Annotated in this window: 14 protein-coding genes; 5 read left to right on the forward strand and 9 right to left on the reverse strand. The window is 72.2% G+C overall.

Annotated elements, in window-relative coordinates; all coding sequences use genetic code 11:
- The first annotated feature begins 84 nt into the window (after nt 1–84).
- The 4 genes from IAI58_RS14885 to IAI58_RS14900 all read left to right on the forward strand — a co-directional run bounded on the left by IAI58_RS14885 (nt 85) and on the right by IAI58_RS14900 (nt 3,624).
- Nucleotides 85–903, forward strand: coding sequence for an ABC transporter ATP-binding protein (locus IAI58_RS14885; protein ID WP_207445719.1), 819 nt, complete (start codon nt 85–87; stop codon nt 901–903).
- Nucleotides 893–1,768 carry an ABC transporter permease gene (locus IAI58_RS14890; RefSeq protein WP_207445720.1) on the forward strand — a complete coding sequence of 292 codons (876 nt, stop codon included), beginning with the start codon at nt 893–895 and terminating at the stop codon, nt 1,766–1,768. The genes IAI58_RS14885 and IAI58_RS14890 overlap by 11 nt, the downstream gene beginning before the upstream one ends.
- A 75-nt stretch (nt 1,769–1,843) precedes the next feature.
- On the forward strand, nt 1,844–2,731 hold the full coding sequence (locus tag IAI58_RS14895) for a 2-dehydro-3-deoxygalactonokinase (RefSeq protein ID WP_207445721.1): 888 nt from the start codon (nt 1,844–1,846) through the stop codon (nt 2,729–2,731).
- 116 nt (nt 2,732–2,847) lie between these two features.
- Entirely contained in the window at nt 2,848–3,624 is a 777-nt protein-coding gene (locus tag IAI58_RS14900; protein WP_207445722.1) for an alpha/beta fold hydrolase, read from the forward strand.
- A gap of 88 nt (nt 3,625–3,712) precedes the next feature.
- Here the strand turns inward: IAI58_RS14900 and IAI58_RS14905 are convergent, their stop codons facing one another.
- The 9 genes from IAI58_RS14905 to IAI58_RS14945 form a co-directional block, all read right to left on the reverse strand.
- Nucleotides 3,713–4,219, reverse strand: a complete 507-nt coding sequence (locus tag IAI58_RS14905; RefSeq protein ID WP_207445723.1) for a F0F1 ATP synthase subunit B family protein — start codon at nt 4,217–4,219, stop codon at nt 3,713–3,715.
- Between the two features lie 24 nt (nt 4,220–4,243).
- Nucleotides 4,244–4,849 carry a F0F1 ATP synthase subunit B family protein gene (locus IAI58_RS14910; RefSeq protein WP_237182862.1) on the reverse strand — a complete coding sequence of 202 codons (606 nt, stop codon included), beginning with the start codon at nt 4,847–4,849 and terminating at the stop codon, nt 4,244–4,246.
- Between the two features lie 64 nt (nt 4,850–4,913).
- A complete protein-coding gene (locus tag IAI58_RS14915; protein WP_076959667.1) occupies nt 4,914–5,141 on the reverse strand; it encodes an ATP synthase subunit C family protein in 228 nt (75 codons plus the stop codon).
- A gap of 88 nt (nt 5,142–5,229) precedes the next feature.
- Complete coding sequence (locus tag IAI58_RS14920) at nt 5,230–5,985, reverse strand: F0F1 ATP synthase subunit A (protein ID WP_207445724.1); 756 nt, start codon at nt 5,983–5,985, stop codon at nt 5,230–5,232.
- Nucleotides 5,986–6,024: 39 nt separating this feature from the next.
- Nucleotides 6,025–6,321 carry an AtpZ/AtpI family protein gene (locus IAI58_RS14925; protein WP_207445725.1) on the reverse strand — a complete coding sequence of 99 codons (297 nt, stop codon included), beginning with the start codon at nt 6,319–6,321 and terminating at the stop codon, nt 6,025–6,027.
- Nucleotides 6,322–6,424: 103 nt separating this feature from the next.
- Nucleotides 6,425–8,773, reverse strand: coding sequence for a putative bifunctional diguanylate cyclase/phosphodiesterase (locus tag IAI58_RS14930; protein ID WP_207445726.1), 2,349 nt, complete (start codon nt 8,771–8,773; stop codon nt 6,425–6,427).
- Between the two features lie 229 nt (nt 8,774–9,002).
- Entirely contained in the window at nt 9,003–13,007 is a 4,005-nt protein-coding gene (locus IAI58_RS14935) for a chromosome segregation SMC family protein (protein ID WP_207445828.1), read from the reverse strand.
- 134 nt (nt 13,008–13,141) lie between these two features.
- Nucleotides 13,142–13,774 carry a DsbA family protein gene (locus tag IAI58_RS14940; protein ID WP_207445727.1) on the reverse strand — a complete coding sequence of 211 codons (633 nt, stop codon included), beginning with the start codon at nt 13,772–13,774 and terminating at the stop codon, nt 13,142–13,144.
- A 93-nt stretch (nt 13,775–13,867) separates the two neighbouring features.
- Nucleotides 13,868–14,314: a DUF721 domain-containing protein gene (locus IAI58_RS14945; RefSeq protein WP_237182863.1), complete on the reverse strand. Its 447-nt coding sequence runs from the start codon at nt 14,312–14,314 to the stop codon at nt 13,868–13,870.
- A gap of 92 nt (nt 14,315–14,406) precedes the next feature.
- Between IAI58_RS14945 and IAI58_RS14950 the strand changes: the two genes are divergently transcribed.
- On the forward strand, nt 14,407–15,465 hold the full coding sequence (locus IAI58_RS14950; protein ID WP_207445729.1) for an A/G-specific adenine glycosylase: 1,059 nt from the start codon (nt 14,407–14,409) through the stop codon (nt 15,463–15,465).
- The last annotated feature ends 12 nt before the right edge of the window (nt 15,466–15,477 follow it).

The following is a 15,477-nucleotide window of genomic DNA, read 5'->3' on the forward strand; positions in this document are numbered from 1 at the left end:
CCGGACAGCGTCTTGCCGCTTGCCTGCCGCCCGCACCTCCCGCCAGTTTTCCCCGAGGCCGGCAGGCCGGCATGGGGGGTTGGCATGGCAATGCTGGAACGGCCTTTCGTCGAGATTGACGGGGTCTCGATGCGATATGGCGGGGCGGAGGGAACACTGGCGCTGAAGGATGCCAGCCTCTCCGTCGGCAAGGGTGAGTTCGTCGCCGTGGTCGGGCCATCCGGCTGCGGCAAATCGACCCTGATGCGGCTGGTGACGGGGCTGTGGCCATCTTCCGCCGGCAGCGTGATCGTGGCGGGGCGGGAGGTGGACAAGCCGCTCTCCATCGCCGGCATGGCCTTCCAGAACCCGACCCTGCTGCCCTGGCGCACTATCCTCGACAACGTGATGCTGCCGCTGGAGGTCGTGGAGCCGCACCGCCGCCGGCTGCGCCGCGAACGCGCAATGTATGAGGACAAAGCGCGCAGGCTGCTGGCCATGGTGGGGCTGGCGGGCTTCGAGAAGAAATTCGCCTACCAGCTTTCCGGCGGCATGCAGCAGCGGGCCAGCCTCTGCCGCGCGCTGATCCACGACCCGCAGCTGCTGATGCTGGACGAACCCTTCGGCGCGCTGGACATCTTCACGCGCGAGGATCTTTGGGAACAGTTGCAGCAGGTCTGCCTGACGCTGAAGCCCACGGTCATCCTGGTCACGCATGACCTGAAGGAGGCGGTCTATCTGGCGGACCGCGTGCTGGTCATGTCCTCCCGCCCCGGGCGCATCCTGGCGGAGCGGCGCGTCCCCTTCCCGCGCCCGCGCCTGCTGGACGACACTTACAGGCCGGAGTTCCAGGCGCTGGTGCATGAGCTGCGCGAGCATATCAGCGCCGCCCGCCGCGGTGAGGAGATCGCCCATGCCGCATGACCTGCCGCCCGCCGGCCAGCCGCGCCGCGGCGAGGCCAATGCGCGCCGGGTGGAGGCGCTGCTGGCCGCCGCGCGCCGGCGGCGCCGGCTGCAACGCCTGCTGCCCTGGCTGATCATCCTCGTCAGCTTCCTGGCCTGGGAAGTGGCCGTGCGTGCCCTGGAGGTGCCGGCCTTCGTGCTGCCGGCCCCCAGCGCCGTGGCGGAGAGCATGGTGAAGTGGTGGTGGCCGCTGCTGGACAATGCCTGGCAGACGCTGATGACCACACTGATCGGCTTCGCGCTGGCCATCGTCTTCGGTCTGCTGCTGGGGGTGGCGATCGGTAGCTCCACCCTGCTCTATCACGGGCTCTACCCGCTGCTGATCGGCTTCAACTCCGTCCCCAAGGTGGCGGTGGTGCCGATCCTCGTGATCTGGTTCGGCATCGGCACCGTGCCCGCCGTCATCACGGCCTTCCTGATCAGCTTCTTCCCCATCGTCGTGAATGTCGCGACGGGCATCGCGACCGTGGAGCCGGAACTGCGGGACGTGCTGCGCGCGCTGGGCGCGCGGCCCATCGACATCATCCGCAAGGTCGGGCTGCCGCGCGCCATGCCCTATTTCTTCGCCTCGCTGAAGATCGCCATCACGGTGGCCTTCGTCGGCTCGATCATGGCGGAGACGGTCGCGGCCAATAAGGGCATCGGCTACCTGATGATCCTGGCCTCCTCCCGCTTCGACGTGCCGCTGGTCTTCGCCGGGCTCTTCATCACGGGGGTCATGGGCGTGCTGATGTATGCCCTGGCGGTGATGGTGGAGGAACGCACCACCGGCTGGGCCATGCGCGGGCAGGCCGACCAGAACGTGACGCCACTCGCAGGCGCCTGAACCGCTGGGCCGAAGCGGCTTGCGCGCGGGCCACGCCGCCTCCACCCTCCCCGGAAACATACGGGGAGGAACGGTATGATCGGCGTGGATTGGGGCACCAGCAGCTTCCGGGCCTGGCGCATGGACAACCAGGGCGGGATCAAGGACCGCGTGGCGGCGCCGCGCGGCATCCTGACGGTGGAGGCGGGCGGCTTTCCCGCCGTGCTGCGGTCGCTGATCGGGCCCTGGCTGGATGACGGCGAGAATATCATCCTGATCTGCGGCATGGCCGGCAGCCGCCAGGGCTGGCAGGAGGCCCCCTACCTGCCCTGCCCCGCCGATGCCGCCGCCCTGGCCGGCGCGCTGCTGCCCGTGGAGTTCGAGGGCCGCCGCTGCTTCCTGGTCCCCGGCCTCTCCGCCCGCGATCCGCAGGGCGTGCCGGAGGTGATGCGGGGCGAGGAGACCAAGATCCTCGGCCTGCTGGATCGCCTGCCCCCCGGCCGCAGCTTGGTGCTCAGCCCCGGCAGCCACAGCAAATGGGCCCTGGTGCAGGATGGCACCGTCCTCTCCTTCCTGACGCAGTTCACGGGCGAGGCCTATGCGGTGCTCTCCACCCACACCATCCTGGCCCGCACCCTCGATGCTACGGCGCCGCAGGACTGGGCGGCCTTCGATGACGGACTCGCACGGGCGCGGCAGCCCGGCGGGCTGCTGCACCACCTCTTCGGCCTGCGGACCCGCAACCTCTTCGGTGAGCTGACGGAGGCTGCCGCCGGCTCCTATCTCTCCGGCCTGCTGCTGGGGCATGAGGTGGCATCGGCGCTGCCGGAGGGCATGACCCGGGTCTTCCTGGTCGGCGACGGGGCCATGATGGCGCGCTATGCGCGGGCCCTGGCGAGCCTCGGCGTCGCCACCACGGAAGTGCCGGAGGAGGCCGCCGCGGCCGGCCTCTGGCGCATCGGCCAGAGCCTGCCGGCCCTTTGAGTAAAACCATGGCCGCCATCTCTGCCAGGTGGCGGTAATGCCCCGTTCCAGCTAAAAGAAACGAATCCGGTCATATTACATGCCCGGCCTCATAGCGCGGCAAAATGGAAACCCGGATGTTTGTCGACCTCGCCGATACCCTGATCCACTGCGTCGTGGAGGGCCCGGCGGAGGCGCCACCCGTGCTGCTGCTGCATTCCATCGGCACCACGCACGACATCTGGGAAGCCCAGGCCCAGGCCCTCCTCGCCCGGCGCTTCCGGGTCATCCGCCCGGATATGCGCGGCCATGGCATGAGCGGCGTCACCACGGGCGGCTACACCATGTCCGGGCTGGCACGGGATGCCGTGGCGATGCTGGACGCGCTGGGCATCAGCGCGGCGCATGTGGCCGGCATTTCCATCGGCGGGCGGATCGCCCAGCAGATGGCGGCCGATGCGCCGGAACGGGTGCGCTCCCTCTGCCTGCTGAACACCGCGCTGGAATTCCCCACGCCGGCCGCCTGGGACGCCCGGATCGAGGAGGTGCTGCGCGAGGGCACGTGCTGCCTGGCGGATACGGTCATGCCGCGCTGGGTGATCGATACCGCGCTGCCCTCATCCCGCGGCCTGCGCCAGATGCTGCTGCGGACGGACCGCCACGGCTTTGCCGGCGCCTGCGCCGCGCTGAGGGATGCGGGCGCCGCCGAGCTGGCTGGCCGCATCGATACGCCCTGCGGCATCATTGCCGGTGAGTTGGACCCCGCCGTCCCGGCCGAGGCCGTGGCGCGGTTGCGGGCCGCCATTCCCGGCGCCAGCCTGACCACCATCCCCGGCGCCGGCCACATCACGACATATGAGTTCGCCGATGCCGTGACGGTGGCGATGCTGGCGCATTTCGAGCGCCTGGGCTGAGGCAGCCGGCCGGCACTTCAATAAAAAAGGGGGCCGGAAGGCCCCCTTTTTATGCACTCCGGGCCTGTGGCCCGCGCCGCAATCCGCCTCAGGCGGCGCGCAGGGCGCGAGGCAGGTCGGCCACGGCCTTGTCGATCAGCGACGCATCCGCCGCGGCATCCAGCTTCTCCGCGATCACTACGCGCGCGGCGGCGGTGGCGATATCGGCGGCGGCGTTGCGCACCTCGGCCAGGGCGCCGGCCTCGGCAGCCTGGATGCGGTCCATCGCCATCCGTTCACGGCGCTTGGCTGCGGCCTCCGCCTCGGCGGCCGTGGCGGCAGCCACACGCTCGGCTTCGACCTTGGCCCGGGCGAGAGTCTGCTCGGCCTCGACCAGGGCGGCGGCGCGCTCGGCCTCGGCCTCGCGCAGCATCGTCTCGGCCTCGGCGCGCAGGCGGGCGGCCTCATCCAGGTCGGCACGGATCCTGGAGCCACGGGCGTCCAGCATCTCGGCCAGCATCTTCCACATCTTGCGGCCCAGCAGAGCCACAAAGATGACGAAGGAAACGGCGACCCAGAAGACCGGGTTCAGCCAGAAATGTTCATAATGATGCATCGAGCGCGTTCCTTCCCCTGACCCTTAGGCCCGGCCCTGGGCGGCCAGCTCACGCTGCACGGCGGCCTGGACGGCAGCCGGCTCGTTGAGGCCGGCGAGGCGCTGCACCAGCGCGCCGGTGGTATCGGTCGCCACTTCACGCAGCGCGCCCATGGCGGCGTCGCGGGCGGCGGCGATGCGCGCCTCGGCGGCGGCAATCTGCTCGTTCAGCTTCGCGTTCAGCACGGCGCTCTTGGCACCGGCATCGGCCTGCGCGGAAGCCAGGGCCTCGGTGATCGCGGCCTGCGCATCGGCGCGGGACTTGGCGCTGGCGGCACGGTGGGCCTCCATCGCGGCATCGGCCTCCGCCTTCGCGAGGCGGGCGGCTTCCAGGTCACCCTGGATGCGGGCGCGACGGTCCTCCAGCACGCTGTCGAAGCGCGGCAGGACCACATGGGCCAGCACATAGTAGAGGATGCCAAAGATGATCAGCAGCCAGACCACCTGCGACAGCATCAGCGGATTAGCGAAATCCAGCTGCGGCATGCCGCCCGAGGCCTGTTCCTCCATGCCGCCGCCCGGCGTCTCGACCGCCATCGCGGTGGTCGCCAGCAGGGTCATCATGCCCCCGAGGGTAACCCGCTTCATCATCTGCATCCCCATGATCGACAACCCGAAACCGATGGGCGCGGCGTCGCCGCCGCGCCCGCCAGGCTCAGGTGAACAGGATGAGGAAGGCGATCAGCAGGGCGAAGAGCGCGACCGCCTCGGTCAGGGCGAAGCCCAGGATACCGATGGGGAACACGGTGTCGCGCGAGGCCGGGTTGCGGGCGACGGACGCGATCAGCGTGGAGAAGATGTTGCCGAGCGCGAGGCCGACGCCGAACAGGGCCAGAACGGCGATGCCGGCGCCGATCGCCTTAGCAGCGAGAACGATTTCCATCAGAGTATCCCTTCGTAAGACCGAGTGGTCGGTTTCCGCGTCGCGCGGGTCTGTAAAGCCGTGGTCCCTTTGTGAGGACTGACCCCGGTCAGTGCAGGTGCACCGCGTCGTGCAGGTAGATGCTGGTCAGGATCGCGAAGACGTAGGCCTGCAGGAAGGCCACGAGCAGTTCGAACCCGATCAGGAGGACGTTCACGCCAAGGGGCAGCACCGCGACCAGGGGGCCGACGACGCCCAGGCCACCCAGCAGCACGACGAAGGTGGCGAAGACCTTCAGCAGCACGTGGCCGGCGACCATGTTGGCGAAAAGACGGACGGAGAGGCTGATCGGGCGGGAGAGGTAGGAGACCACCTCAACGGGCACAATGATCGGCGCCAGCCAGAGCGGCGCGCCTTCCGGGAAGAAATAGCCGAAGAACTTCTTGCCGTGCAGCACCAGGGCCACGACGGTCGTGACCACGAAGACGATCGCGGCCAGCGTGAAGGTCACAGCGATATGGCTGGTATAGGTGAAGGCGTAGGGCAGCAGGCCGATCACGTTGCCGAACAGCACGAACATGAACAGCGTGAAGACGAAGGGGAAATACCGCTTTCCTTCATGCCCCACCTGCCCCGTCACGAGGTTCTCCAGGAACTCGTAGAACATCTCGGCCATCGACTGCAGGCGGCCGGGCACCAGCGCGCGCGGCGCGATACCCCAGGCCATCAGGCCGATGATCATCACCGCCGCCGCTAACATATAGGCGTTCGACTGGGTGAAATTCACCGCAGCACCAATTGGCCCGAAGGCCTGGTGGAGCTCGAACTGGCTCAGCGCGTCGATCGTCTTGCCTTCGGCGGCCACGGCGGCTCTCCCGTTATTCCGGTATCTGCGGGCGGAGTGTCAGCGGGCGCCGCTTCGGGGATTGAACAGCCGATAGACGTTCATCACCCCGGCGGCACCGCCCACCACGAAGAAGACCAGGAAGAGCCAGGGAAAGCTGCCGAGCCACGTATCGAGCAACCAGCCAAGACCGGCACCGGCGATCAGGGCCGAGACAACCTCGACCCCGGCCCGAAGCCCGATCCGCCATGGTCCACCCGGAAGGGCGCCACCGGCTGCTGTGTCCGGCGCTTTTTCCAGCCCCTGCTTCTGCCGGGCCTGGCGCAACCGCCGCTCGAAATCGTTTTTCTCGCTCACCCTTGCTCCTGCGGAATCCCCCGCCGGCAGGCACGGCGGCTCGTAAGGGCGGGTTAAATTCATGTCAAGTCTGCGTGGCTGCCACACGCCCGCCGCGCGCTTTTCAGGTGTCCAACTGTGGCATCGGGGGCACCCGGAAAAGCGCGGCCAGATGCTCCGGCGGCATTGGCCGGCCGAGCAGGTAGCCCTGTGCGGCATCACAGCCGAGATGCGCCAGCAGGTCCAGCTGATCCTGCCGCTCCACGCCCTCGGCCACCACCTCGGCGCCCAGGCCGTGCACCAGCCGCACGATGGCGTCGACGATCCGGACGCCACTGCCGCCGGGCAGCAGGTCCTGCACGAAGGCACGGTCCACCTTCACGACGTCGAAGGGCAGATGCTGCAGGTAGCTCAGCGACGAGTAGCCAGTGCCGAAGTCATCCAGCGCCACCCGCACTCCCCTGGCCCGCAGCTCCTCGAGCGCGATGCGGGCGGCCTGGGCATCGCGGATGAAGACGCCCTCCGTCACCTCCACCTCCAGCAGCCGGGCCGGCACGCCCGTCGCGGCCAGCGCCTCATCCACTAGGGCCACGGCCTGGTCGCTGGCGAAATGCAGGGCGGAGAGATTGACCGCCACCGGGATGGCCAGCCCCTGCCGCTGCCAGGCGCGGATCTGCTCGCAGGCCCGGCGCAGCACGAATCGGGAAAGGGTGGTGGCGAGCCCGGACTCCTCCGCCACCGGCACGAAGAGCGCGGGGGAGACCATGCCGCGCCCGGGATGCCGCCAGCGCAGCAGCGCCTCACATCCGATCGGCGCCACTTCCCCTCCCAGGCGGAATTTGGGCTGGTAGACGAGGCTCAGCGCCTCCTCCGCCAGGGCCTGGCGCAGATCGGCCTCCAGGGCCCGACGCTCGACCAGCGCCACCTCCATCTCCGGCGAGAAGATCACCGCCCTGCCCCGCCCCTCGGCCTTGGCGCGGCAGAGGGCGATATCGGCGCGCTGCAGCAGTTCCTCTGCCGTGTCGCCATGCGCGGGCATCAGCGCGCTGCCGATGCTGCCGCCGGAATGCAGCGTTCGGCCATTGAGCTCGAAAGGCCGGGCCAGTGCCGCCACCAGCCGGGCCGAGAGCCGCGCCCCGTCCCATGGTCCGGAGACGGCGCGCTGGATGACAGCAAATTCGTCCCCGCCCAGCCGCGCCAGGGTATCGCCCTCCTCCAGGCAGGCACGCATCCGCTCGGCGGCCGCCATCAGGAGCCGGTCCCCGGCCTGGTGGCCCAGGCTGTCATTGACCTCCTTGAAGCGGTCGAGGTCGATGGCGTGCAAAGCGAAGCCACCCTCCGCGCCTATCTGCCTGGCCGTGGCCAGCGCCTGCCGCAGCCGCTTGCCGAAGAGCAGGCGATTCGGCAGGCCGGTCAGCAGGTCGTGCTCCGCCAGCCGGCGCGCCTGCTCCCCCGCCGCGCTGCGCCCGGCGATGTCCAGCGCGACATGCACCACCCGGTCCGGCCCGCCCGGTCCATCCGCCACCGTCGCGGCGGTGGCCAGCAGGATGCGCTGCCGCCCGTCGGAGCCGGCCGCCTGATATTCGGCGAAGGGCTCGGCCGCTTGGCCGCGCAGCCTGCGGCGCATCCCGGCATCCAGGGTCACGCCCAGATCGGCCGGGGAGCAGCCGATCACCGCCCCCTCCTCGCCAAAGCCGTGGAAGCGGCGATATGCGTCGTTGACATAGAGGTAGCGGCCGCGGTCGTCATAGGCGCTGACCATGACCGGCAGCGCGTCGATCAGCACGCGCAGGGCCCGCTCGGCCTCCCTCTGCCGGCTGGCGGCCTCAGCGCCTCGCAGCAACTGCCGGCCCCGCCTTGACTCCAGCAGCAGCAGCACGATCAGCAACGCGACCGAGCCGACCAGTCCCGCAAGGCATGCCAGCAGCGTCCGGTGCAGGCTGCGCAGGCTGTTGGCCGCATCCAGGGCAGCCCCCTGCTCCTCCCGGTAGAAGCGCGGGCTGGCCCAGCGCAGCAGCCCTTCCGCCCGTTCCAGCGCGCCGAGCACCGCCGCGAGCGCCGGCGCGTCCTCCTCCTCCAGCGCCTGGCCCAGCAGCGCGCGCGCCGACAGCAGGGCGGCGGTGATCCCGGGCAGATGCTGATGCAGTGGCGCCATGTCAGGCTGCGCCTCCTGCATCCGGGGGCTGCCCAGCATCTCAATCCGGCTCAGCAGGATCTCGAACTGCAGCCCCGCCTGCGCGGCCTCGCCAGCCGCGGCACCGCGCTCCAGCAGTGAGATGAGCCGCGCGATCTCCACCCGGGCCTGGCTGGCAATCCAGAGCCCGTTGCGTTGCGTCCGCGTCTCAGCGCCGTACTGGTCGAGAATGCGGATCAGCGAGATGCCGAGGGAGAGCACGAAGAGCAGGGCAGCAAGGCCAAGCCCCAGCCGGAAGGTCCGCCGCCGATCCAGCAGTTCGGCCAGCCACGGAGGCATTGCCGGCTCCCAGGGACGGCGGCGCTGGGGCAGCGATGTGCCGGACATGGCCTGACCCCGGCCTCAGGCACGGCAGCCGGCTGCTGGTGGCCAGCGCCGCGCCGGTGGCGGGACGGGAACAGGGCGGTCAAGGCAGTGCATCGGCGGGCATCCTGGCAATCCCGCGCCGGGCGGGCGGGGCCGGGTCAGCCTGCCCGTTCCCGGTGAAGCGAAGGTGAAGCGCGGTGGCTCAGCCGGCCGCCTGCGCCTCCACCATCTCCACCGCCGCGCCCAGATCGACCGAGAGCAGCCGGCTCACCCCGCGCTCCTGCATGGTCACACCATAGAGCCGGTGCATCCGCGCCATGGTCAGGGGATGGTGGGTCACCACCAGGAAGCGGGTGCCCGCCTCCTCCGCCATGATCTCCAGCAATCCGCAGAGCCGCTCGACATTGGCGTCGTCCAGCGGGGCATCCACCTCGTCCAGCACGCAGACGGGCGCGGGCTGGCAACGGAAGACGGCGAAGATCAGGGAGAGCGCGGTCAGCGCCTGCTCCCCGCCCGAGAGCAGGGAGAGCGCGGAGAGCTTCTTGCCCGGCGGCTCGGCGTAGATCTCGAGGCCCGCCTCCAGGGGATCATCGCTGCCCACCAGCGCCAGATGTGCCCGGCCGCCGCCGAAGAGCTTCGTGAACAGCGCCCGGAACTCCGCATCGACCCGGTCGAAAACGGCGCGCAGCCGGTCCCGCCCTTCGCGGTTCAGATGGCCGACCGAGCCACGCAGCTTGGCGATGGCATGGCCGATCTCGTCCCGCTCCCGGTCGATGCCGTTGATACGATCCTCGACCTCCGCCATCTCCTGCTCGGCGCGCAGGTTCACGGGGCCCATCTCCTCCCGCTCCTTCGCCAGGCGCTCGGCCTTGCGGCGGGCGCGTTCCTCGGCGGCCTCGGAGAGATCGGCGGGCGGCGGGGGCAGTTCGGTGGCTTCGCCCAACCGCTCCGCCATGCGGGCGCCCAGGGCCTCCGCGGCGGCCTCGGCCTGACGCGTCCCGGCCTCGGCGCGCAACTGTGCCTCGCGCGCCTTGGCGAAGGCGGCATCGGCCTGCCGGCGGTTCTCGGCGGCGGCGCGGTCCTCGGCCTCGGCCTCGCGCAGCGCCTTCGCCAGTTCCGCGTGGGTGGCCTCGGCCTCCGCCAGCAGCCGGCCGGCGGCGGCGCGGCGGGCGGCGGCTTCCTCGGGCGCGGCCAGGGCGGCCTCGCGTGCGGCCTCGGCCTCCGCCGCGCGGGCGGAAATGCGCTCGCGCTGCGCCGTCGCCTCGGCCGCGCGCTGGGACCAGAGGCCGCGTTCCTCGCCGATGGCGGCAAGGCGCGCCTCGGCCCGCTCCGCCTCGGAGGTCAGGGCGGCGGCGACATCCCGCGCGGCAGTGGCGCGGCCGCGCTGGGTGGCCAGTTCAGCGCGGGCCTGCTCCACCGCCGCGCGCAGCTTCTCGAGATCAGGTTGCGCGGCCTCGGCCTTGCGCGCCTCGGCCAGCAGGCGCGCCGCTTCGGCGGATTCCTCCGCCAGCCGGGCGAGCTGTGGTGCCAGGGCAGCCAGGCGGCTTTCCACCTGGGTGGCACGCTGGGCCAGCCTGGCTTCCTCGGCCCGCGCCGCTTCCAGCGCCGCCTCGGCCTGGCGGCGGGCGTTGCGGGCGGCGGCCTCGGCGGATTGCGCCTCGGATTCCTGCCTGGCGGCGGCGTCACGGGCGGCGCGGCTGGCGGCAGGGTCCGCGAGACCGGCCAGGGTGGCACCGGCGGCCTCCCCCGCGGACTGGGCAGAGGCAAGATCCTGGGCCAGCCGCTCCAGCTGCGGCCCCAGGGCGGCGATGCGGCTATCCGCCTGCGCGGCGCGGGCGTTCAGGCGCTGCGCTTCCTCCCGCGCGCGGCTCAGCGCCGTCTCGGCGGCCCCACGGGCGGCGCGGGCGCTGGCTTCGGCGGCGGCGGCCTCGGCTTCGGCACGGCGAGCCTGTTCCGCCGCCGCGCGTGCCTCGGCCGTGGCGGCCTCGGCGGCGGCCAGGGCCTTCTCGGCGGCACGCAGGCGGTTGCGCTGGGTCAGGCGCACCGCGCCGGGGCTGGGGGCGCCGGCCTGGATACCGTGCCCGTCCCAGCGCCAGAGCGCGCCATCGCGCGAAACCAGCGACTGCCCCGCGGAAAGCCCGGCCTGCAGGGCCGCGCCATCCGCGCCTTCCGGCAACAGGAAGATATGTGCCAGCGCCCGGGCCAGTTCCGGCGGCGCCTCGATCAACTCCGCCAGCGGCGTGGCGCCGGCGGGCGCGGCGGCCGGCACGTCCAGCGGCGGCAGGACACGCCAGTGGCGCGGCGCCTTCGGGTCGGCGGGGCTCTCCAGAGCCTCTCCCAGGGCGGCGCCCAGGGCGGCCTCCAGGCCCGGCGGCACGGTGACGGCATCCAGGATCGGTGCGCTGGCGGCCGGCTCGCGGGAGCGCAGCAGGTCCATCAGGCCCTGGCGCTCGGCGCTGGCGCGGGCGCGCTCGGCATCGCGGGCACCGGCGGCGGCGCGGGCATCCGAATGGGCCGAGGCGGCGGCGGCACGGGCGGCTTCGGCGGCGGCCAGCGCCTCCCGCGCCTCGGCCAGCCGGGCCTCGGCGGCCGCGACGGCCTCACGCGCTGCATCCAGCTTCTCCGGCGCCGGGCGCTCGGCGGCGGCGGCGTCGCGCTCGCCGGTCAGCCGGGACAGCTGGGCGGAGATGGCGCGGGCGCGCTGCTCGGTCTGGTCGCGGTCCTGGACGGCACGGGCACGCGCGGTCTCCGCCTCCGTCGCGGCGCGGCGGGCGGTGGCATGGGCCTCCTGCGCGCGGGCGCGGTGGGCCTCGGCCTCATCCAGCGCCGTGCGGGCGGTGGCCAGGGCAGCCTCCGTCTCCTCCCGCTTCCGCTGCGCGGCGGGGATGGCCTCGGGCGGCAGCCGCTGCGCCTCGGCATGGGCATGCTCGGCGGCCAGGGCCTCGTGCTGCTTCCGCAGGCGCTCGGCGCGCTGGGTGGCGGCAGCGACCTCCGTGCCGATGCGCGCAGCCTCGGCGGCGGCGGCGGCGGCGGCCTCGGCGGCGCGGTCGGCGGCGCGCTCGGCCCCGGCGGCGGCCTCCTCGGCCTCAGCGAGTTCGGCGCGCGCGGCTTCCAGGCGGCCCGGCAAGGCGGCGCGCACGGCCTCCAGCGCCGCGGCCTCGCTGGCGAGCCGGCCTTCGGCCTCGCTGGCATCCCGCTCCTGGCGGGCGGCGTGGTCGAGGTCGCCGCGCAACTGGGCCAGGCGGGCCTCGGCATCCGCAAGGGCGGCGCGGGCGCGGCTTTCCTCGGCCTGCAGATTCTCGGCCTCGACGCGCCGGCGCTCCAGCGCGGTCCGGGCCTGGGCCTCGGCCTCACGCGGGGCCGGCAGGGCGCGCTCGGCGGTGAAGGCGCGGGTGGCGCCCTCGGTCGCCGCCTGCTCGGCGGCACGGGTCGCGGCCTGGGCGGCGGCGAAATCCTGCCGCGCCTTGAGCAGCGCGGCCTCGGCGCGCGCCAGCAGCAGGGAGAACCATTCGGCCTCCGCCTGCCGTGTCAGGCCGGAGAGGTTGCGGTAGCGCGCCGCCTGCCGGGCCTGGCGCTGCAGCGACTGGCGCTGCACCTCCAGCTGGCCCTTCAGGTCCTCGGCACGGGTCAGGTTCTGCTCGGCCTGCCGCAGCTTCAGCTCGGCCTCATGCTTGCGGGCGCGGAGGCCGGCGATGCCGGCGGCCTCCTCCAGCACCTGCCGCCGTTCCTCGGGCTTGGCGGCGATCAGCGAGGCGACGCGCCCCTGGCTGACCATGGCGGAGGACCGCGCGCCGCTGCCGATATCGGCGAAAAGCGTCTGCACATCGCGCCCGCGCGCCTCGCGCCCGTTGATGCGGAAGCCCGTGCCCTCCCCGCGCACGATGCGGCGGGTGATCTCCAGCTCCGGCGACTGCTGGTTGGGCGGCGGGGCGAGTCCGGCCGCATCCTCCAGCAGCAGGCTCACCTCGGCCTGGTTGCGGCCGGCGCGGGTGGCGGTGCCGGCGAAGATGACATCGTCCATCTCGCCGCCGCGCATGGCGCGGGCATTGGTCTCGCCCATGGCCCAGCGCAGGGCTTCCACGACATTCGACTTGCCGCAGCCATTCGGCCCGACCACGCCGGTCAGGCCGGGCAACACCTCGACCGTGGTGGGCTCGGCGAAGCTCTTGAAGCCGGCGATGCGAAGCCGGACCAGCGTGGCGCGCATGGCGGCCGCCCGCGCCACCGCCTCGGCGGCGGCATCGCGGGTGGGGCCTTCCTCCGCCTGCGCGCCGGCGGCGGCCTGCGGCGCGTCCCAGGTATCGTCCTGCGGGGCGGCCGGGGCCGCCGGGTCAGCCTCGCTCAAGCGCCGGAGGCTTCGCCGGCCAACTGGGCGAAGCGCTCATAGGTCACCGCACCAGGCTGCACCTTCTTGCCGAAGACGAAGGTGGGGGTGGAGTTGATGTTGAACTCCTGCTGCCCCTTGGCACGCATCTCCATGATGCCCCGGGCCAGGTTCTGGTCCGCCACCGCCTTGTCCACCTGCTCCCGCGTCATGCCCGCCACGGCCGCGATCTTGGCGATCTCGGCGATCGGGTCGCCACCGCGCGCGAAGGCCCAGCGGTCCTGGCTGGCGAAGAGGGCGCTGATGAAGCCTTCATAGCGGTCGGCCGGCAGGCTGCGCGCCACCTGGGAGGCGGCCAGGGCAAGCTGGTCCAGCGGGAAGTCGCGCCAGACCATGCGGACCGTGCCGTTGCTCACCAGCTTCTCCTTCACCTGCGGCCAGGTCTGCAGGTGGAAGGTCGCACAGTGCGAGCAGGTCAGGGAAAAGTACTCCACGACCGTGACCTTGGCATCCGGCTGGCCAGTGCCGCGTTCAGCGAGACGCGGATCTGCATTCACCGCATCCGCGCCCTGGGCAAGGGCTGCCAAAGGGGTGAAAGCCGGCGCCAGCACGACGGGCGCAAGCAGCAGCGAGCGGCGGGAGATGGTCATCCAGGGGCCTCCTGTCGGGGCTGAGGGGTTGGGCGGGCGCGCAAGGCCCGCATGCGCGGCAGATGGGGACGGATGTGGCCCGCCGCCAGCGCCTCAACCGGGGCTTCGCCGCCCCCGATAGACCCCCTGGGCCAATCTTGCCAGAGCCTCGCGCAACTGCGGGTCCGCCACCCCCTCCAGCGCAGAGGTGACTTTCTCCGGCAGGGCCACCGGCGCGGGCGGCGGCGCGCGGCGGGGCGGCGGCGGCACCAGCGCCTGCACGAATCGCAGCCGCTGCACCAGCGGGTGCCCCAGCGCCGCATTGACCTTGCCGATCAGCTGCGGCGCCAGGTGCTGAAGCTCCATCGCCACCGGGCCGGAGCAGGCCAGGGTCAGGGTGCCGGAAGTGAGCGAGCGGGGGACGGTCTGCGCCGCGAGCACCGGCCCCACCACCGCCGGCCAATCGGCGATCAGCTGCGCCGCCGCCGGGCTGCGCTTCTTGAAGACGGGGCGCGTGACCTGCGGGATCACCGCGCCCAGCAGGCGCGGGCCCCGGTCCACCCGCCAGCCCGGCAGAGCCTCCGGCTGGGCGGTTGTCGATTTCCTGGCGCCGGGGCTTGATCCGCGACCGCCTTGGCCCTTTTCCTGCATCCGTGTTGCCCGCCGCTTCTCTGTTGCTCGAATGGTATGACCGCCATCGCCGCGCCCTGCCCTGGCGCGAAGGATCGGGCGATCCTTACCGCATATGGTTATCCGAGGTCATGTTGCAGCAGACCACGGTGGCGGCCGTGGGGCCGCGCTGGCGACGTTTTCTCGCGCGCTTTCCCGATGTGGAAGCCCTGGCCGCCGCCCCTTGGGCCGATGTGGCGGAGGAATGGGCCGGGCTTGGCTATTACGCCCGCGCCCGCAACCTGCATGCCTGTGCCCAGGCCGTGGTGGCGCGCGGCGGCTTTCCCGACACGGTGGAGGGGCTGCGCGCCCTGCCCGGCATCGGCGCCTATACCGCCGCCGCCGTGGGGGCCATCGCCTTCGGGCGTGAGGTGGTGCCGCTGGATGGCAATGTGGAGCGCGTGACCGCCCGCCTTTCCGCCGTGGAGGAGCCGCTGCCCGGCGCCCGCCCGGCGCTGGCCGCCCTGGCGCAGCAATGGATGGAACAGCCGGCGGCGCGGGACCGACCCGGCGACTTCGTGCAGGCGATCTTCGACCTCGGCGCCACCATCTGCACCCCGCGCAACCCGGCCTGTGCCCTGTGCCCCTGGCGCCAGGGCTGCGAGGGTTTCCAGACCGGCCTGGCACCCAGCCTGCCGCGCAAGGTGGCGAAAAAGGCGCGGCCGCTGAAGCGCGGCGTGCATTTCCTGCTGCTGGACGGCAGGGGCCGGCTGCTGCTGCGCCGCCGCCCGCCGAGGGGGCTGCTGGGCGGCATGCTGGAACTGCCTGGCACCCCCTGGCGGGAAGTGCCCTGGACGGAGCCGGAGATCACCCCATTCGCCCCCCTGCCCGGCCTGTCCTGGCGCGTTCTGGAAGGCGAGGCGAAACATGGCTTCACGCATTTCGAGCTGCACATGGCGCTGCGCGCTGCCATCGCCCCGCCCGGCGCCGAACCGGATGGCGACTGGATGACGACGGAGGCCGCCCGCGCCGCCCTTCCCGGCACCATGCAGAAGCTGCTGGACCTGGCGCGGGCGGAAGGGGCGCTGCCGGTCGGCGCCTGAAGCACCAGGGCC

Origin of the sequence: Roseomonas marmotae (assembly GCF_017654485.1) — a bacterium.
Lineage (GTDB): Bacteria > Pseudomonadota > Alphaproteobacteria > Acetobacterales > Acetobacteraceae > Pseudoroseomonas > Pseudoroseomonas marmotae.